Genomic DNA, 18,385 nt, shown 5'->3' with positions numbered 1-18,385 from the left:
CGAGGACACGACCGAGGACACGTTCTCCCCCCAAGAACACGACCGAGGACCGATTGATGACCCCGCCCCTGCCCTCCGGCGAACGACCCACCCCGCGCGCCACGGCAAGAGCCGCGCTGACCGCCGCCGTCCCGGCCGCGGTCGCGGTGGTGGCAGCCGTCCTGCTGGCGCCCGAACCGGCCCGCGTCCCCCTCGCCTGGGGTACCGGCATCGCCGCGGCGCTGCTGTGCGCGGCCGTCACGGTGGCCGCCCGCGCCGTACAGACCACGCGACTGACGCGCCGTCGCCTCGACAACGTGACCCAGGACGCCGGCCGGCTCCTGCAGGAACGGGCCAGACTGGCCGAGGAGTTCGGCCAGGAACGGGCACGGCTCGCGGACGACGCCGCCCGCGACCGAGCCCGCGCGGCCGAGGCCGCCGCCCAGGAACGGATCCGTCTGGCCGAGGCCGCCGCGCGCGAACGTGACCGGCTCACCGCGGAGTTCGCCGAGGAGCGGGCGCTGCTCATCGGCGAACGCGACCGGCTCACCGAGCACAACACCGAACTCTCCGAGCGTGCCCGGCACGCCGACAGCAACCGGACCGCCGCGGTCGCGGCGACCGCCAACGCGGCGGCGCGCATGCAGGCGCTGTCCACCGGCATGCTCGCCGACCTGCGGGCCATGGAGGAGAGACACTCCGACGAGGACGTCCTCGCCGACCTCCTCCACCTCGACCACCGCACCGCGCAGGCGGGCCGGCTCGCCGACTCCGTCGCCGTCCTGACGAGTGCGCGCTCGGGACGCCGCTGGGCCCGCCCGATCGTCATGGAGTCGATCCTGCGCGGCGCCATGGGCCGCATCGGCGGCTACCAGCGCGTGCGCGTCCACTCCACCAGCGGGGCCGCCGTCGCCGGACACGCCGCCGAGGGCGTCATGCACGCGCTCGCCGAACTCCTCGACAACGCCGCCAACTTCTCGCCCCCCACCGCCGAAGTGCATGTGTACGTCGAGGAGGTCCCGGCGGGTGTCATCGTCTCCGTCGAGGACAGCGGTCTGGTGATGGGCGACGTCCAGCTGCGGCGCGCCGAACGCGCCGTCACCGGGGGCATCGTCAACGCGTCCGACCTCGGCGGACTCACCGGCACCCGCCTCGGCCTCGCGGTGGTCGGCCGGCTGGCCGGCAAGTACGGCCTGAAGGTCTCCTTCCGGCCCTCCGCCCGTGGCGGCACCGGCGTTCTCGTCCTGATCCCGCAGGACCTCCTCACACCGGCGAACGCCCCGCACGGCACGACCCCGCTGTCGGCCGGACCCGAGCCCGTCGTGTCGGCCCCGGCGGCCGTCGACGGCCGCACCTCCGCGCCGCGGTCCCCGGCCGGCCGGGAATCGCCGGAGTCCCGGGGGTCACACGCCTCGCAGGGCTCGCAGGAGTCCCGGCCGCCCCAGGAATCCCCCGCGTCCCCGGTGTCGTACGCCGCCGCCCGCGCGGCCGACGACCTCGACCCGGACCCCGTGCCGACCCACGACTCGCCCCGGCACGAGCAGGGGCCCGCGTCCACCGGCGGCCTGCCCAAGCGCCGCCGCGGACGCACCCTCGCCCACGCCGAGCGCAGCCGCTCGCACGCCACGCCCCCGGCCGCCTCGGAACCCCGTACCGGCGACGACCCCAAGAGCCGGTCGGCGGCCCGCTTCGGCAGCTTCCGGCAGGCGGTTCGCGGCACGGCGACGGGCACCCCCGAGGCCGCAGCGTCCGATCCCGCGCAGCCCGAGGCGACCGCGGGCCCCGCGGACCGCGCCCGGCCCGGGGACGGCGCACAGGGCGACGACCGCGCCCGCACCGAGGACCGTCCGCAGGCCAAGGACCATCCGCGGGCTGCGGACGGCGTCGCAGCCGAGGACCGTCCGCACGGCGAAACCCGTGTCCGGGCCGAGGGCCGTGTCCGGGCCGACGGACGTCCGCAGGCCGAGGGCCGTCCGCAGGTCGAGGGCCGTGGCCCGGACGGGCGGTCCGGGCCGGACGCGGACGACGCCGGCGACGATGCCGGCGCCCAGGGCGCCGGCCCCACCGCTTCCCTCACGTCCACCACCACGCACGCGCTCCCGGAAGGCGACACCACCCCATGACCGGCACCATCACCGCCGACGAGAAGCTCACCTGGCTCATCGAGGGCCTCCTTGAGCGCACCCCGGGCGCCCGGCACGCGCTCGTGCTCTCCCGCGACGGCCTGAAGCTGTGCCGCACTCCGGAGCTGTCGGTCGACCAGGCCGACCAGCTCGCCGCCATCGCCGCCGGCATCCAGTCGCTGTCCCACGGGGCGTCCGTGGAGTTCGGCGACGGCAGCGGGGGCGTGCGCTCGGCGATGGCCGAGTTCTACGGAGGGGTGCTGTTCATCGTGGAGGCCGGCGACGGCGCGCACCTCGCCGTCGTCACCGCCGAGGACGCCGACGCCGGACTGGTCGGGCACAACATGAGCGAACTCGTGGAACAACTCGGCGAATACCTGAGCACACCGCCCCGGTCGTCATGAGCCGTCCTGGCAGGGACGACGCGCCCGACCGGCTGTACACCCTCACCCAAGGGCGCACCCGGTCCGGGCCGGACACCCCCTTCGACCTGGTGACGCTGGTGGTCGCCGAGTGCGATCCGGTGGCGGGCATGCAGTCCGAGCACGCCGCGATCCTGCGGATGTGCGAACGGCCGACGGCGGTCGTGGAGATCGCGGCGGAGCTGAGGCTGCCGGTGTCGATCACCCGCGTCCTGCTCTCCGACCTGCTCTCCATGGGCCGCGTCAGCGCGCGCCACCCGCACACCACTGTTCCCTCCGGTCTTCCCGATCCCGACATCCTGGAGCAGGTGCTCGTTGGACTCCGTAACCTCTGACGCTCGTGCGCCGCTGTCCGCGTCCGCCGACAACGGCCTCAAGATCGTGATCGTGGGCGGCTTCGGTGTCGGCAAGACGACGCTCGTCCGCTCGGTCAGCGAGATACGTCCCCTCAACACCGAGGAGACGATGACGCAGGCCGGCGAGGCCGTCGACGACATCAGCGAGGTGCGCGCCAAGTCCGCGACCACCGTCGCCTTCGACTTCGGGCGCATCACGCTGGACACGCACAACATCCTGTACCTGTTCGGCGCCCCCGGTCAGGAGCGGTTCTGGTTCCTGTGGGACCGGCTGTTCTCCGGAACGCTCGGGGCGATCGTCCTGGTCGACACCCGCCGTATCGACGACTCCTGGTACGCCATCGACCGGCTGGAGCACCACGGCACGCCGTTCATCGTGGCCTGCAACGACTTCGGCGGGCCCCCGCACACCCCCGCGCAGATCCGCGAGGCCCTCGACCTCGACCCGCACGTGCCGCTGCTCGACTGCGACGCCCGCTCCCGGGAGTCCAGCAAGCGGGTGCTGATCACGCTGATCGAGCACCTCCAGTCCCTCCACGCCCGTCACGGCGCCGCAGCCGCGGAAGGCGCCCTTCAATCACCGGAGTTGGCGCTGTGACCCCCACCACCGCATCCGCGCCCGTCCCCCTCGGCGGGCCGCGGTTCCAGACCGAACCCGCCGAGCTCTACCGGGAGATGAGGCGCGACCACGGTTCCGTCGTACCGGTCGTCCTCGACGGGGACATCCCGGCGTGGCTGGTGCTGGGCTACCGCGAACTGCACCAGGTGACCGGCGACCCGCAGTTGTTCAGCCGGGACTCGGACCTGTGGAGCCAGTGGGACCGCATCCCCGACGACTGGCCGCTGCTGCCGATGATCGGCCGCAAGCAGCCCTCCATCCTGTACACCGTCGGTGAACGGCACCGCGAGCGCGCCGCGATGATCAGCGACGCCCTCGAAGCCGTCGACCCCTTCGAACTGCGTTCCCAGGCGGAGAAGTTCGCCGACGAACTGATCGACGCGGTCTGCCCCAAGGGCGAGACGGACCTCATCGGCGACTACGCGGCCCTGCTGCCCGTACGGGTCCTGGCGACGCTCTACGGCTTCGCGGACGAGCAGGGTCCCGGCCTGGTGACCGCCCTCAACGACATGATCAACGGGCGTGAGGGAGCGCTGGCCGGACAGCAGCATCTCGCCGCCTCCATGGCGCGGTTGATCGCCGACCGCAAGGAGACGCCGGCCAACGACGTCGTCTCCCGGATGCTCGCGAACACCGCCGGTTTCAGCGACGAGGAGATCGTCCAGGACCTGATGGTCATGATGGCCGCCGGACACCAGCCGACCGCCGACTGGATCGGCAACTCGCTGCGGCTGATGCTCACCGACGAGCGGTTCGCGGCCTCGCTGTTCGGCGGCCGGCACAGCGTCGCCGAGGCCATGAACGAGGTCCTGTGGGAGGACACCCCCACCCAGAACGTGGCCGGGCGCTGGGCTTCCCGCGACACCCAGCTCGGCGGCCGCCGGGTCCGCGCCGGCGATCTGCTGCTGCTCGGCCTCCAGGGCGCCAACTCCGACCCCCAGGTCCGCACCGACAGCTCCGCGCTCACCGGGGGCAACAACGCCCACTTCTCCTTCGGCCACGGGGAGCACCGCTGCCCGTTCCCGGCCCAGGAGGTCGCGGAGGTCATCGCCCGCACCGGGATCGAGGTCGTGCTGGACCGGCTGCCGGACATCGACCTCACGGTGCCCGCCGAGTCGCTGGCCCGGCGCCCCTCCCCGTGGCTGCGGGGCCTGAGCGAACTGCCCGTACGGTTCACGCCCGTACCCGTCCTCTGAGACACCGTCGCGCCCGGCCGACGCGCCGTCGGCCGGGGCCCGGGGCTGCCCCCTGCCCCCGGGAGCCGCAGTAACCCCCACCCCAGCCCTTGGAGGCATCCCCGCATGACCACCGGTACCGAAGAGACCCGCATAGTCCTGGACCCCTTCGTCACCGATCTGGACGGCGAGAGTGCCGCGCTGCGCGCAGCCGGGCCGCTCGCCGCCGTCGAACTGCCCGGCGGTGTGCCGGTGTGGGCGGTCACCCACCACGCCGAGGCGCGCGCCCTGCTCACGGACCCCCGTCTGGTGAAGGACATCAACGTCTGGGGTGCCTGGCAGCGCGGCGAGATCGCCCCCGACTGGCCGCTGATCGGACTCGCCAACCCCGGCCGCTCGATGCTCACCGTGGACGGCGCGGACCACCGGCGGATGCGCACCCTGGTCGCGCAGGCGCTGACACCGCGCCGGGTGGAGCAGATGCGTGAGCGGATCGCGAAGCTGACGGAGAGTCTGCTCGACAACCTCACGGGCGATGTCGTCGACCTGAAGGCCGACTTCGCCTACCCCCTGCCCATGTACGTCATCGCCGACCTCATGGGCATCGAGGAGTCCCGGCTGCCGCGCCTGAAGGAGCTGTTCGAGAAGTTCTTCTCGACGCAGACCCCGCCGGCCGAGGTCATCGCGACGCTCACCGAGCTGGCCGGGATCATGGCGGAGACGGTGGCGGCGAAGCGCGCCGAGCCGGGCGACGACCTGACCAGCGCGCTGATCCTGGCCTCCGAGGACGGCGACCACCTCACCGACGCGGAGATCGTCTCCACCCTCCAGCTCATGGTCGCGGCGGGGCACGAGACGACGATCTCCCTGATCGTCAACGCGGTCGTCAACCTCTCCGCCCACCCCGACCAGCGCGCCCTCGTGCTGTCCGGCGAGGCCGACTGGTCCGCGGTGGTCGAGGAGACCCTGCGCTACGACACCCCGACCTCGCACGTCCTCATCCGCTTCGCGACGGAGGACGTCCCCGTGGGCGACAAGGTGATCCCGGCGGGCGACGCGCTCATCGTGTCGTACGGCGCGATCGGCCGCGACGAGAACGCCCACGGTCCCACCGCGGGCGAGTTCGACATCAGCCGCACCGGCAAGAACCGGCACATCTCCTTCGGCCACGGGCCCCACGTCTGCCCCGGCGCGGCCCTGTCCCGTCTGGAGGCGGCCGTCGCCCTGCCGGCCCTGTACGAGCGCTTCCCGTCCCTGGACCTCGCGGTCCCGGTGTCGGAACTCCGCAACAAGCCGGTGGTGACGCAGAACGACCTGTTCGAGCTGCCGGTACGGCTGATCGCCGAATGAGGTGAAACCGCTCGTCGGAGGGGCCCGCCACGGCCCCTCCGACGACGGTGGCCACGCCGGCCCGCGTCAACCCGACCGTCTCAGCCGACGGACGACGTTTCACCCAGGTTTCCCGGAACGGCTAGGCTCCCGGCGTGGCTGATATCCAGATCCCCGCTGACATCAAGCCCGCCGACGGACGATTCGGCGCTGGCCCCTCCAAGGTGCGGACGGAGGCTCTGGACGCGCTGGCCGCGACCGGCAGCTCTCTGCTCGGCACATCCCACCGCCAGGCCCCGGTCAAGAACCTGGTCGGCAAGGTGCGCGAGGGCGTGAGCGAGCTGTTCTCCCTGCCCGACGGGTACGAGGTCGTCCTCGGCAACGGCGGCTCCACCGCGTTCTGGGACGTCGCGACGCACGGCCTGATCGAGAACAAGTCGCAGCACCTCACGTTCGGCGAGTTCTCCTCCAAGTTCGCGAAGGCGGCCAAGCTCGCCCCGTGGCTCGCCGCGCCGACCGTGGTCTCCTCCGACCCGGGCACGCACCCCGAGCCGGTCGCCGAGGCGGGCGTCGACGTCTACGCCTTCACCCACAACGAGACCTCGACCGGTGTCGCCGCCCCGATCAAGCGCGTCGCGGGCGCCGACGAGGGCTCCCTCGTCCTGGTGGACGCCACCTCCGGCGCGGGCGGCCTGCCCGTCGACATCGCCGAGACGGACGTCTACTACTTCGCCCCGCAGAAGTCCTTCGCCTCCGACGGCGGCCTGTGGATCGGCGTGTTCTCCCCGGCCGCGGTCGAGCGCGCCGAGCGGATCCACGCCTCCGGCCGGCACATCCCGGAGTTCTTCTCGCTGCCCACGGCGATCGACAACTCCCGTAAGAACCAGACGTACAACACCCCGGCCCTCACCACGCTCTTCCTGCTCAACGAGCAGCTTGAGTGGATCAACGGCCAGGGCGGCCTCGCCTGGTCGTCGGCCCGGACGAAGGACTCCTCGACCCGCCTGTACCGCTGGGCCGAGGACAGCAAGTACGCCACCCCGTTCGTGACGGACGCGGCCAAGCGCTCGCAGGTCATCGGCACGATCGACTTCGCCGACGAGATCGACGCGGCCGCCGTCGCCAAGGTCCTGCGCGCCAACGGCATCGTCGACACCGAGCCCTACCGCAAGCTCGGCCGCAACCAGTTGCGCGTCGCGATGTTCCCGGCGATCGACCCGGCGGACGTCGAGGCGCTGACGCGCTGCATCGACTACGTGATCGAGAAGCTCTAGCCGTTCCTGCGACGAGGGGCGTCCGGCGCGTGAGCGTGCCGGGCGCCCCTCGTCGTCGTACGGGTGGCGGGAGCGGCGCGGTCAGCCGCGGCGCAGCAGCCTCCTGAAGCCGAGGAACACCGCGAAGAGGGCGGCGACCGCGATGGCGCCGAACTTGATCCCGCCGCCCAGGCCGCCGTTCCCGCCCGCCGCGGCCGAACCGCCGTCCTTGGAGGGCGACTTGGAGCCGGAGCCGCCGGTACCGGGCGCGTCCTCCGGCTGTACGGGGCTGTCCGCGCCCTCGCTGCCGTACATGAGCTTCGATCCGTCGGTGGTGTACGTGATGGACTCGCCCTGGCCCTGGAGGGGTACGTTCAGCCGGCTCTGCCGTTTGATCCGGCCGTCGTTCCAGGTGTACGCGATGCCGCCGAAGTAGCCGCGTACGGCGAGCTGCCGGCCGTCGGGCGAGAAGGCGCCGTCGGTGACCCAGAGGTCGATGGTGGCGACGGGCCTGAAGATGTTGGTGCCGGTCGCGGAGAGACGGGCGGGACCCTCGTACAGGTGGCCGCCGTCCTCGTTCTTGTCGGCGATGTAGACGCGCCCCGTCTTGGGATGCACCATCAGCGCCTCCGCGTTGCGGGGGCCGTCGGAGTACTTCACGACGTACTGGGTGGCGCGGATCGTCTGGTCCTTGAGCACCTTGGGCTCGGGGAGCTTGTAGATCCACACGTGGTCCCACTTGCCGCCGAGGTTGTCGCCGATGTCACCGGCGTAGAGGTCGCCGTCGGGGCCGATGGAGATCGCCTCGACGTCCCGGGGCGCGCCGACCCCGCTCATGGTGACCGTGGCGACGGTCCGGCCGGTCCTGCTGTCGACGGCGTACAGATAGGGCCCGTCGTCGCTGTCGTTGTGGGTCCAGTAGATGCCGGGGTGGAGGCGTGAGGCGGCCAGGCCGCTGGACTCCTTGATCCGGGGGTCCTTGATGGTGAACCCGCCGTCCCCGCCGTCGGCGAGGGCGGGCGCCGCCAGGGCGACGACGAGGGCGGCTCCGGCAACGGCTCCGGCGGTGGCTCCGGACACGAACGAGGGCGATCGGCGCATGCCCCCAAGCCTGCCATCCCACCGGCCCGTTCAGACCGGCGCATACCCCGGACCCGCCGTCCGGCCGGGCCCCGCGACGGAGTGTCCAGCCTCACACCGTCACGGCTGATGGCACCCCGACCGATCGTTCATGATGAGCGGATGCTCAGGTTCATGCCCGTCGGCGACTCCATGACGATCGGTAGCGCGGGCGAACACACATGGCGTTACCGAATGTGGCAGCATCTGCGCGCGACGTACGGGGGCCCGTTCAAGATCGTCGGTCCGCGCGAGACGCTCTACGACAAGGCGACGGAGTCCCCCGACTCGTACGACTACGCGGACCCGGAGTTCCCCCGCGCGCACCTGGCCGGCTGGGGCGAGGGCTGGCTGCACATGGCCCCGCTGATCCGCGAGGCGGTCCGCGCGCAGCGTGCCGACGTCCTGCTGGTGTCCCTCGGGCTCATCGACCTCGGCTTCTACACGAACGCCGTCCAGACCGCCGAGAACGCCCGCGCCTTCGTCGCGGAGGCCCGCGCCGCCAACCCGCGCGTCCGCATGGTCCTGCTCCCGGTGATACCGAACGTCCGCGCCGAGACCGACGCGCCCTTCGCCACCCAGGTCACCGCGTTCAACGAGCTGCTCGCCAAGACGGTCGCCGACCTCGACGAGCCGCGCTCCCCGCTGCTGCTGGCGTCCCCGCCCGCCTCGTACGACGTCACCTTCGACACGTACGACGGCACCCATCCGAACGCGAACGGCGAGCACAAGATCGCGGAGGGTTTCGCGGAGGCGATGCACCAGGCCTGGGACCTGGGCGAGCCGTACACGGCCCAACCCGCCTGACAGAGGAAGGGTGTTGCCCGGTCACCCGGGCGGGTGCGCCCTCACCCGGGCACCTCCGCGGAAGTCCGTCCGGCCTCCGCGCCGTCACCCGGCCCGCTCTTGCCTAGAGCGCACTCCACGCCGTTGGCTGGTGAACCATGAAGTACACACAGCTCGGACGCACGGGGCTCAAGGTCAGCCGGCTCGTCCTCGGCACGATGAACTTCGGACCGCAGACCGACGAGGCCGACAGCCACGCCATCATGGACGCGGCGCTGGACGCCGGAATCAACTATTTCGACACGGCGAACGTGTACGGCTGGGGCGAGAACAAGGGCCGTACGGAATCGATCATCGGGAACTGGTTCGCCAAGGGCGGCGACCGCCGGGACCGCACGGTCCTCGCCACCAAGGTGTACGGGAACATGGGCACCGAGGGTGCTCCGTGGCCCAACCAGGACAAGCTCTCCGCCCTGAACATCCGGCGGGCGGTCGAGGCGAGCCTCAAGCGGCTCCAGACCGACTACATCGACGTGTACCAGTTCCACCACGTCGACCGGTCCACTCCCTTCGAGGAGATCTGGCAGGCGATCGACGTCCTCGTGCGGCAGGGGAAGATCCTCTACGTGGGGTCCAGCAACTTCCCCGGCTACAAGATCGCCCAGGCCAACGAGATCGCCGCCCGCCGCGGCGGCACCATCGGCCTGGTCAGTGAGCAGTGCCTCTACAACCTCGCCGAGCGCCGCGCCGAGATGGAGGTCATCCCGGCCGCGCAGGAGTACGGGCTCGGTGTCATCCCCTGGTCGCCGCTGCACGGCGGACTGCTGGGCGGCGTGATCAAGAAGGAGGTCGCGGGCGGCCGACGGGCGAGCGGCCGGTCCGCCGACGCCCTCGCCAACACGGCCGTACGCGCCCAGATCCAGGCGTACGAGGATCTGCTGGAGAAGCACGGCCTGGAGCCCGGAGAGGCCGCGCTGGCCTGGCTGCTGACCCGTCCGGGTGTCACCGGCCCGATCGTCGGCCCGCGCACCGCGGAGCAGTTGGAGTCGGCGCTGCGCGCGGCGGAACTGGAACTGTCGGAGGAGGTCCTGGAGGGTCTCGACGAGATCTTCCCGGGCCCGGGGCCGTCCCCGGAGGCGTTCGCCTGGTAACAGGGCGACGCGTCCGGCACCGGCGGTCGCCGTCCGCCGGCCGCCGGCGTCCGGCGGCGGCGGTCGCTATCTGACCGCCGCCGCCATGGCCACGACGAAGAACATCAGCACGAGCACACCGGCCATGATCCGGTTACGGGTCTTCGGGTTCACGCCATCGAGGTTAACCGGCCGCGCGGTCGGTCCCGTCGCCCGCCCCCAGCGGCCGGCTCGTCACCGTCTCGTATCGGGGCTGCTCACCGGGCACTCCCGACACCGGCAGGTTGCTGCGGACGAGACACAGCTCACCCACGGTCCAGGGCTTCCCGGCGAAGGTGTCCAGGGCGGCGACGTACGGCTTGAAGTCCGCGGAGTCACGGCTGCGGGCCACCGTCAGATGCGGCCGGTAGCGGCGGTGCTCCTCCATCTCGACGCCCGCCTTGCGGCCCGCCGCCTCCGCCCGGTCGGCCAGCAGCCGCATGGTCTCCAGGCCACCGGCGGCCCCCACCCACAGGGCCCGCCCGCCGAAGTGCCCGCCGCCGTGCAGGGACAGCGGGAAGGGGTCGGTGCGACGGGCGGCCCGGAGCAGCCGTTCCGCGAGGTCCGGGACGACGTCGTCCGCCACCTCGCCGTAGAACGCGAGGGTGAAGTGCCAGCCGGGCCGGCCCGTCCAGCGCAGCGTGTCCGCGCCCGGCATCCGCCGCAACGCGTCCACTTCCGGGGCGAGTTCACGCACCGCATCGGCCGGGGGCAGTACCGCCGCGAAGAGTCTCATGGGTCCACCCTTCCAGGGAACGGCGACCGGCACACGGGACCGGACGCAGCGGCCCGCTCCCCCGGACCCCGGCCTCCGCAGATACGCGTGAGGCGCAGGCGGGCGGAGCGGGCCGGTACCACCGGGAACCCCCGGCCTTCCCGCGTGAGCGGGGCTCGGCCACCGCACGCGGAGCTCGGCTGCCGTGCGCGGAGCTCGGCCACCGCACGCGGAGCTCGGCCACCGCACGCGGGGCTCGGCTGCCGCACGCGGAGCTCGGCTGCCGTGCGCGAACGCCGGCCACCGCACGCGTGAGGCGGCCGGCCCTTCGAACGGGCCGACCGCCTCCGGGGCGATGTCTGTCACGCGGCGGTGGCGAGCTGCTCCTCGCTCTGCGCGCGCGGGACGAAGCGGATCCTGGGCCTGCCGTGGTGCCAGCCCAGGGAGACCCGCAGGCCGCCCAGGCGGGCCAGCACCAGACCGATGGCCGTCGCCGCGGCCATCGAGACCAGTCCGCCGAGCGCGAAGCCCAGCCGGGGTCCGTAGACGTCGGTGACCCAGCCGATCAGCGGCGCGCCCAGCGGTGTGCCGCCCACGAAGACCATCATGAACAGCGCCATGACGCGGCCGCGCATGGCCGGGTCGGTGGCCATCTGGACCGAGGTGTTCGCGGTGACGTTCACCGTCAGTCCGAAGATGCCGATCGGCACCATCAGGAGCGCGAACAGCCAGAGTGTGGGAGCCGTCGCCGCCACCACCTCCAGCGCGCCGAAGGCGACCGCCGCCGCGATCAGCAGGCGGAGCCGGGCCGTGCCGCGCCGGGCGGCGAGCAGCGCGCCGGCCAGCGAGCCGAGCGCCATCAGCGTGTTGAAGAGGCTGTAGGCGCCCGCGCCCGAGTGGAAGATGTCGTCCGCGTACGCCGACAGCCAGACGGGGAAGTTGAAGCCGAAGGTGCCGATGAAGCCGACGAGAACGATCGGCCAGATCAGTTCGGGGCGGCCGGCGACGTAGCGGAGGCCTTCGCGGAGCTGGCCCTTGCCGCGCGGCGCCCGCTCGACGACATGCAGTTCACGGGCGCGCATCAGCAGCAGGCCCGCCATGGGGGCCACGAACGACAGGCCGTTCAGAAGGAAGGCCCAGCCGGTGCCGACCCCGGTGATGAGCAGGCCCGCGACGGCGGGGCCGACCAGCCGCGCGGACTGGAAGTTGGCCGAGTTCAGGCTGACCGCGTTCTGAAGCTGGCCGGGGCCGACCATCTCGGAGACGAAGGACTGGCGTGCCGGGTTGTCGACGACGGTGGCCATACCGACGGCGAACGCGGCGACATAGACGTGCCAGACCTGGACGTGGCCGGAGAGGGTGAGGAAGGCGAGCGCGAGGCCGGTGAGGGCCATCGCCGTCTGGGTCACCAGCAGCGTGGGGCGCTTGGGGAGACGGTCGACGAGGACACCGCCGTACAGCCCGAAGAGCAGCATCGGCAGGAACTGGAGCGCGGTGGTGATACCGACGGCGGCGGAGGAGCCGGTGAGGCTCAGCACCAGCCAGTCCTGGGCGATGCGCTGCATCCAGGTGCCGGTGTTGGAGACGACCTGGCCCAGGAAGAACAGACGGTAGTTCCGGATCTTCAGCGAGCTGAACATCGAGGTGGAGCGGGGGGAGTCGCGGGCGGCTGTGGGGTCGTGGGTGGCTGGTGCGGGGGCGGAGTGTGCTCCGGGTCCCGTACTCAAAAGGGCTCGCCTCCAGTGCGATCGGGGGCGTCGGCGTCATGGGGGGCGTCGGCGCTTGCGGGGAAGGGCGGACCCTCCGTGCTCCGTGTCCGGTGATCCGGACCGTGACCGGTGCTCCGGTCCGAGATCAGTGATCCGGACCGTGACCGGTGATCCCGTCCGAGATCGTCGATCCGGGCCGAGATCAGTGATCCGGACCGAGATCGGTGATCCCGTCCGGGACCGGGGAGCGAAAGAGGGCCGCCGGCGGTCAGATGTGCGCGAGCTTCTCCAGGACGGGGGCGGCTTCGCGGAGCTTCGCCCATTCGTCCTCGTCGAGGCCCTCGACCAGTCCGGCCAGGAACGCGTTCCGCTTGCGGCGGCTCTCTTCGAGCATCGCCTCCGCCTTGTCGGTCTGCGTCACGACCTTCTGGCGCCGGTCCTCGGGGTGCGGCTCCAGCCTGACGAGCTCCTTGGCTTCGAGCAGCGCGACGATACGGGTCATCGACGGGGGCTGCACGTGTTCCTTGCGGGCGAGTTCGCCGGGCGTGGCACTGCCGCAGCGGGCGAGGGTGCCGAGCACCGACATCTCGGTGGGGCTCAGCGACTCGTCGACCCGCTGGTGCTTGAGTCGACGCGACAACCGCATCACTGCGGAGCGCAAGGCGTTCACGGCGGCCTCGTCGTCGCCATGGGTGAGGTCAGGCATGTTCTTTAGCGTAACTCATTACCCTCGCTAAAGAACAATGGGGCCCCTGCGGACGGCGCCATTCGGCCGGGAGATCACTCATACGAGTGAGATCGCTCCGGAAAATGACCCGAATCCGGTCGGGAAGCGGCGACCCTCGACTTCATGGGGACCAGTGTGCTCAGCCTGCGTATGGACGGGGAGCTGCTCGACCGGCTCCGACAACATGCCGCGAAACGCGGAATGAGCGTCCAGGACTATGTGGTCCGGACGCTCATTCGCGACGACTTCGACGAGCGGTTCCAGACCGCCGTCGAGGAGACGGAGAAGTTCTACGGGGTCACCTGAGCCCCCGTACGGCAGATGCCGCTCAGGTCAGGCCGAGGGCCGGCATGAGGTAGTAGAAGGTGAACACCGCCGACACCACGTACATGGCGACCGGGATGTCACGGCCGCGGCCCGCCGCCAGGCGCAGCACGACGAAGGTGATGAAGCCCATCCCGATGCCGTTGGTGATCGAGTAGGTGAACGGCATCATCATCATGGTCACGAAGGCCGGGATGGCGATCGTGTAGTCCGCCCAGTCGATCTCCTTGACCGAGTGGGACATGATCAGGAAGCCGACCGCGATCAGCGCGGGGGTGGCGGCCTGGGACGGGACCATCGTGGCGACGGGGGTCAGGAACAGGGCGACGGCGAAGAGCGCGCCGGTGACCACGTTCGCGAAGCCCGTGCGGGCACCCTCGCCGACACCGGCCGTGGACTCCACGAAGCAGGTGGTGGCCGAGGAGGAGGAGGCGCCGCCCGCGGCGACGGCGATGCCGTCGACGAAGAGGACCTTGTTGATGCCGGGCATGTTGCCCTGCGCGTCCGTCAGCTTGGCCTCGTCGCTGATGCCCATGATCGTGCCCATCGCGTCGAAGAAGCACGACAGCAGCACGGTGAAGACGAACAGGATGCCGGTCAGCACGCCGACCTTGCTGAACCCGCCGAACAGGCTGAACTGGCCGATCAGGCCGAAGTCCGGGCTGGCGACCGGGTTGCCGGGCCACTTCGGGGTGGTCAGACCCCAGGACGGGATGGTGGTGACGGAGTTGATGATCACCGCGGCGACCGTCATGGTGACGATCGAGATGAGGATCGCGCCGGGCACCTTGCGCACGATCAGCGCGAGGGTCAGCAGGGTGCCGAGGATGAAGATCAGGACCGGCCAGCCGTGCAGGTGACCGTCGGTGCCGAGCTGGAGCGGGACCGTCGTCTGGGCGATGTCCGGGATGCGGGTGACGAAGCCGGAGTCGACCAGGCCGATCAGCATGATGAACAGGCCGATGCCGATCGCGATGCCCTTGCGCAGGCCGAGCGGCACCGCGTTCATGACGCGTTCGCGCAGACCGGTGGCGACCAGGAGCATCACGATGAAGCCCGCGAGGACCACCATTCCCATGGCGTCGGGCCAGGACATCCGGGGCGCGAGCTGGAGGGCGACGACCGTGTTCACGCCGAGGCCCGCCGCCAGCGCGATCGGCACGTTGCCGATGACGCCCATGAGGAGGGTGGTGAAGGCCGCGGTCAGCGCGGTCGCGGTGACGAGCTGCCCGTTGTCGAGGTGGTGCCCGTACATGTCCTTCGCGCTGCCCAGGATGATCGGGTTCAGCACGATGATGTACGCCATCGCGAAGAAGGTGGCGAAACCGCCGCGGATCTCGCGCGGGAGGCTGGAGCCCCGCTCGGAGATCTTGAAGTAGCGGTCGAGGGTGCTCTGCGTGGGCCGGGACTCCGGCTCCTGCGGGGCGGGGGCCTTGGTGGCGGCCGAGGTGGACATGCGGGTCCTCAAACGTGCAGGGGGACGGGGACGTGATCGAGCCCGGTCAGTGGTCGCCCACCAAACAGGTTCCCCCAGGTCACTGTTGGTGTTTTCTACGAATACAACTGGCCAGACTCGGACGGTTTCAGTATGAACATCTGAGTCGGAAATCGCTATCTCCGCGCGTAGACCCTTGCCGTACAAGGGGAGACCGGGTGCGAACACAACCGGTCGCCGACCCTCGTAAGCTGTGCACATGGCGAAGTGGACCCCCAAGCACGAGGCGCCGGAGCCCCTGGAGGGCCCCGTCGTCGCCACCATCACGGGCGGCACGATCCTCTGGTTCGTCCTCTTCCTGGTGCAGGTGCCGTTCTACGGCTGGTTCGACGACCACGGACACCTGTGGTGGCTGTGGACGTGCCTGGCCGGCGCGGGCCTCGGACTGATCGGCATCTGGTACGTCCGCAAGCGCGACGCCGCGATCAAGCGGGCCGCGGCCGCCGGGTCCCCGGCCACTCCCGCGACGGAGTAGCCGCCGCCGTCCCTTGCCGGAGCGGCCTCCGCCGCCGTCCCCGTGACGGAGTGGACCGCGGCGGTCCCCTGACGGAGTAACGAGGTTCCTCTCCACCCACGGCAGGACTGCCGTCGTCCCCGGTCCTCCGCAGGTCGGAACTTTCGCGTACTCGGCGGGTGAAGCCGCATATCCGCACGTACCGTCGAATGCATGACCCACATCGACGCGGGAGCCGAACTCGATCCCGTGCACCCCGTGCCCATACCCGCCTCCCGGCGGGCCGAGGGGTTGTCGGCCGCCGAAGTGGCCGAGCGGGTCGCGCGCGGAGAGGTGAACGACGTCCCGGTGCGCAGCAGCCGCTCCGTGGGCGAGATCGTCCGGGCGAACGTCTTCACCCGGTTCAACGCGATCATCGGCGTGCTCTGGCTGATCATGCTGTTCGTGGCGCCGTTCCAGGACAGCCTGTTCGGCTACGTGATCATCGCCAACACCGGCATCGGCATCATCCAGGAGTGGCGGGCGAAGAAGACGCTGGACTCGCTCGCGGTCGTCGGCGAGGTGAAACCGACCGTCCGCAGGGACGGGGTCGCCGCCGAGATCAGTACGTCGCAGATCGTGCTCGGGGACCTCATCGAGATCGGGCCGGGCGACAAGGTCGCCGTCGACGGCACCTGCGCGGAGGCCGACGGGCTGGAGATCGACGAGTCGCTGCTCACCGGTGAGGCCGACCCGGTGGTCAAGCACGCCGGCGACCCCGTGATGTCCGGCAGCTTCGTGGTCGCGGGCAGCGGCGCCTTCACGGCGACCAAGGTGGGCCGGGAGGCGTACGCGGCCCAGCTCGCGGAGGAGGCCTCCCGGTTCACGCTGGTCCACTCCGAGCTGCGCAGCGGTATCTCCACGATCCTCAAGTACGTGACGTGGATGATGATCCCCACCGCCATCGGCCTGGTCATCAGCCAGCTCGTCGTGAAGCAGCACGGCTTCAAGGACTCCGTCGCGCGGACCGTCGGCGGGATCGTCCCGATGGTCCCCGAGGGCCTGGTCCTGCTCACTTCCGTCGCCTTCGCGATCGGGGTCATCCGACTTGGCCGAAAACAGTGCCTCGTGCAGGAACTCCCCGCCATCGAGGGCCTCGCCCGCATCGACACCGTCTGCCTCGACAAGACCGGCACCCTCACCGAGGGCGGCATGGACGTCACCGAACTGCGGCCGCTGGAGGGCGCCGACGAGCCGTATCTGCGCAGGGTCCTCGGCGCGCTCGGCGAGTCCGATCCACGGCCGAACGCCTCCCTCCAGGCGATCATCGCCGCCTACCCGGACAGCGAGGAGTGGCGCTGCACCCAGTCGCTGCCCTTCTCCTCCGCCCGCAAGTACAGCGGCGCCGGCTTCAGCGAGGGCAACGGCGAGTCGAGCACCTGGCTGCTCGGCGCTCCCGACGTGCTGCTGCCCGCCGGGGACGCGGCACTCGCCGAGACCGAGCGGCTGAACGAGGAGGGCCTGCGCGTACTGCTCCTCGCGCGGACCACCAAGGACCTCGACGACCCCGGCGTCGCCGAGGCGGCGCGGCCCGCCGCGCTGGTCGTACTGGAGCAGCGGCTGCGCCCCGACGCGGCCGACACCCTGCGCTACTTCGCCGACCAGGACGTCAAGGCGAAGGTCATCTCCGGCGACAACGCGGTGTCGGTGGGCGCGGTGGCCGGCAAGCTCGGGCTCACCGGCGAGGTCATGGACGCGCGCCGGCTGCCGGACGGGCCGCAGGAGATGGCGGAGTCCCTGGAGAAGGGCACGGTCTTCGGGCGGGTCACCCCGCAGCAGAAGCGGGACATGGTCGCCGCCCTGCAGTCGCGCGGGCACACGGTGGCGATGACGGGCGACGGCGTGAACGACGTGCTGGCCCTGAAGGACGCCGACATCGGGGTGAGCATGGGCTCGGGGTCCGAGGCGACCCGCGCGGTGGCCCAGATCGTGCTGCTCAACAACAGCTTCTCGACGCTGCCCTCGGTGGTCGGGGAGGGCCGCCGGGTCATCGGGAACATCACCCGGGTCGCGACGCTCTTCCTGGTGAAGACGGTCTACTCGGTGCTGCTGGCCGTCCTGGTCGTGTGCTGGCAGGTCGAATACCCCTTCCTGCCACGGCACTTGACCCTGCTGTCCACCCTGACGATCGGCATTCCGGCGTTCTTCCTCGCCCTCGCCCCCAACAAGGAGCGCGCCCAGCCCCACTTCGTGCGGCGGGTGATGCGGTACTCGATCCCGGGCGGGGTCGTCGCGGGTGTGGCCACCTTCGTGATGTACCTGATCGCACGCCACTACTACACGGGGGACGGCTCGCTGGAGGCGGAGACCAGCGCCGCGACGCTGACGCTTTTCCTGGTCTCGATGTGGGTGCTCGCGATCATCGCCCGGCCGTACACCTGGTGGCGGATCTGCCTCGTCGCCTCGATGGGCGGGGCGTTCGTGCTGGTGCTCGTGGTGCCGAAGCTGCAGCACTTCTTCGCGCTGAAACTGGTCGGCGCGACGATGCCGTGGGTCGCGGTGCTGATCTCGGTGGTGGCGGCGGCCGTCCTGGAGTTCCTGTGGAGGTGGGTGGACCGCCGCGTTCCCGCGTAGGGACTGTTCCAGGTCCCC

17 protein-coding genes are annotated in these 18,385 nt (G+C 71.1%); 12 read left to right on the top strand and 5 right to left on the bottom strand.

Features of this window, described 5'->3' with window-relative positions:
• Nucleotides 1-56 precede the first annotated feature (56 nt).
• The 7 genes from OHT01_RS22300 to serC all read left to right on the top strand — a co-directional run bounded on the left by OHT01_RS22300 (nt 57) and on the right by serC (nt 7,277).
• Nucleotides 57-2,102, top strand: a complete 2,046-nt coding sequence (locus OHT01_RS22300; RefSeq protein ID WP_328554885.1) for an ATP-binding protein — start codon at nt 57-59, stop codon at nt 2,100-2,102.
• Entirely contained in the window at nt 2,099-2,506 is a 408-nt protein-coding gene (locus OHT01_RS22295) for a roadblock/LC7 domain-containing protein (protein ID WP_328554884.1), read from the top strand. Before OHT01_RS22300 ends, OHT01_RS22295 begins: the two co-directional genes overlap by 4 nt.
• Nucleotides 2,503-2,859: a DUF742 domain-containing protein gene (locus OHT01_RS22290; RefSeq protein WP_328554883.1), complete on the top strand. Its 357-nt coding sequence runs from the start codon at nt 2,503-2,505 to the stop codon at nt 2,857-2,859. Before OHT01_RS22295 ends, OHT01_RS22290 begins: the two co-directional genes overlap by 4 nt.
• Nucleotides 2,840-3,478 carry a GTP-binding protein gene (locus OHT01_RS22285; RefSeq protein WP_328554882.1) on the top strand — a complete coding sequence of 213 codons (639 nt, stop codon included), beginning with the start codon at nt 2,840-2,842 and terminating at the stop codon, nt 3,476-3,478. Before OHT01_RS22290 ends, OHT01_RS22285 begins: the two co-directional genes overlap by 20 nt.
• Nucleotides 3,475-4,695 carry a cytochrome P450 gene (locus OHT01_RS22280; RefSeq protein ID WP_328554881.1) on the top strand — a complete coding sequence of 407 codons (1,221 nt, stop codon included), beginning with the start codon at nt 3,475-3,477 and terminating at the stop codon, nt 4,693-4,695. The genes OHT01_RS22285 and OHT01_RS22280 overlap by 4 nt, the downstream gene beginning before the upstream one ends.
• A 105-nt stretch (nt 4,696-4,800) precedes the next feature.
• On the top strand, nt 4,801-6,024 hold the full coding sequence (locus tag OHT01_RS22275) for a cytochrome P450 family protein (protein WP_328554880.1): 1,224 nt from the start codon (nt 4,801-4,803) through the stop codon (nt 6,022-6,024).
• A gap of 134 nt (nt 6,025-6,158) precedes the next feature.
• Nucleotides 6,159-7,277 (top strand): phosphoserine transaminase, encoded by a 1,119-nt coding sequence (serC, locus tag OHT01_RS22270; protein ID WP_328554879.1) that lies wholly within the window; start codon nt 6,159-6,161, stop codon nt 7,275-7,277.
• Nucleotides 7,278-7,358: 81 nt separating this feature from the next.
• On the opposite strand, the gene OHT01_RS22265 is transcribed toward serC, so the two are convergent.
• Nucleotides 7,359-8,357 (bottom strand): WD40 repeat domain-containing protein, encoded by a 999-nt coding sequence (locus OHT01_RS22265; protein WP_328554878.1) that lies wholly within the window; start codon nt 8,355-8,357, stop codon nt 7,359-7,361.
• 141 nt (nt 8,358-8,498) lie between these two features.
• On the opposite strand from OHT01_RS22265, the gene OHT01_RS22260 reads away from it, so the two are divergent.
• Both OHT01_RS22260 and OHT01_RS22255 read left to right on the top strand, forming a co-directional pair.
• The gene (locus OHT01_RS22260) at nt 8,499-9,182 is read left to right on the top strand and encodes an SGNH/GDSL hydrolase family protein (protein ID WP_328554877.1); all 684 of its coding nucleotides are present in this window, start codon (nt 8,499-8,501) and stop codon (nt 9,180-9,182) included.
• A gap of 137 nt (nt 9,183-9,319) precedes the next feature.
• Nucleotides 9,320-10,312, top strand: a complete 993-nt coding sequence (locus OHT01_RS22255; protein ID WP_328554876.1) for an aldo/keto reductase — start codon at nt 9,320-9,322, stop codon at nt 10,310-10,312.
• A 163-nt stretch (nt 10,313-10,475) separates the two neighbouring features.
• Here the strand turns inward: OHT01_RS22255 and thpR are convergent, their stop codons facing one another.
• The 3 genes from thpR to OHT01_RS22240 form a co-directional block, all read right to left on the bottom strand.
• Nucleotides 10,476-11,066, bottom strand: a complete 591-nt coding sequence (gene thpR / locus OHT01_RS22250) for an RNA 2',3'-cyclic phosphodiesterase (protein WP_328554875.1) — start codon at nt 11,064-11,066, stop codon at nt 10,476-10,478.
• Between the two features lie 341 nt (nt 11,067-11,407).
• On the bottom strand, nt 11,408-12,772 hold the full coding sequence (locus OHT01_RS22245; RefSeq protein ID WP_405916783.1) for an MFS transporter: 1,365 nt from the start codon (nt 12,770-12,772) through the stop codon (nt 11,408-11,410).
• A gap of 250 nt (nt 12,773-13,022) precedes the next feature.
• The gene (locus tag OHT01_RS22240; protein WP_328554874.1) at nt 13,023-13,460 is read right to left on the bottom strand and encodes a MarR family winged helix-turn-helix transcriptional regulator; all 438 of its coding nucleotides are present in this window, start codon (nt 13,458-13,460) and stop codon (nt 13,023-13,025) included.
• A gap of 144 nt (nt 13,461-13,604) precedes the next feature.
• On the opposite strand from OHT01_RS22240, the gene OHT01_RS22235 reads away from it, so the two are divergent.
• Nucleotides 13,605-13,787, top strand: coding sequence for a BrnA antitoxin family protein (locus OHT01_RS22235; protein ID WP_261701844.1), 183 nt, complete (start codon nt 13,605-13,607; stop codon nt 13,785-13,787).
• 22 nt (nt 13,788-13,809) lie between these two features.
• Here OHT01_RS22235 and OHT01_RS22230 read toward each other — a convergent pair whose 3' ends face one another.
• Nucleotides 13,810-15,261 (bottom strand): NCS2 family permease, encoded by a 1,452-nt coding sequence (locus OHT01_RS22230; RefSeq protein WP_328554873.1) that lies wholly within the window; start codon nt 15,259-15,261, stop codon nt 13,810-13,812.
• Between the two features lie 238 nt (nt 15,262-15,499).
• Between OHT01_RS22230 and OHT01_RS22225 the strand changes: the two genes are divergently transcribed.
• Together OHT01_RS22225 and OHT01_RS22220 are read left to right on the top strand one after the other, a co-directional pair.
• Nucleotides 15,500-15,775, top strand: a complete 276-nt coding sequence (locus tag OHT01_RS22225; protein ID WP_328554872.1) for a DUF2530 domain-containing protein — start codon at nt 15,500-15,502, stop codon at nt 15,773-15,775.
• 192 nt (nt 15,776-15,967) lie between these two features.
• On the top strand, nt 15,968-18,367 hold the full coding sequence (locus OHT01_RS22220; RefSeq protein ID WP_328554871.1) for a cation-translocating P-type ATPase: 2,400 nt from the start codon (nt 15,968-15,970) through the stop codon (nt 18,365-18,367).
• Nucleotides 18,368-18,385 lie beyond the last annotated feature (18 nt).

Source organism: Streptomyces sp. NBC_00358 (assembly GCF_036099295.1).
Classification (GTDB): domain Bacteria; phylum Actinomycetota; class Actinomycetes; order Streptomycetales; family Streptomycetaceae; genus Streptomyces.
This window is presented reverse-complemented; position numbering and strand designations above follow the sequence as displayed.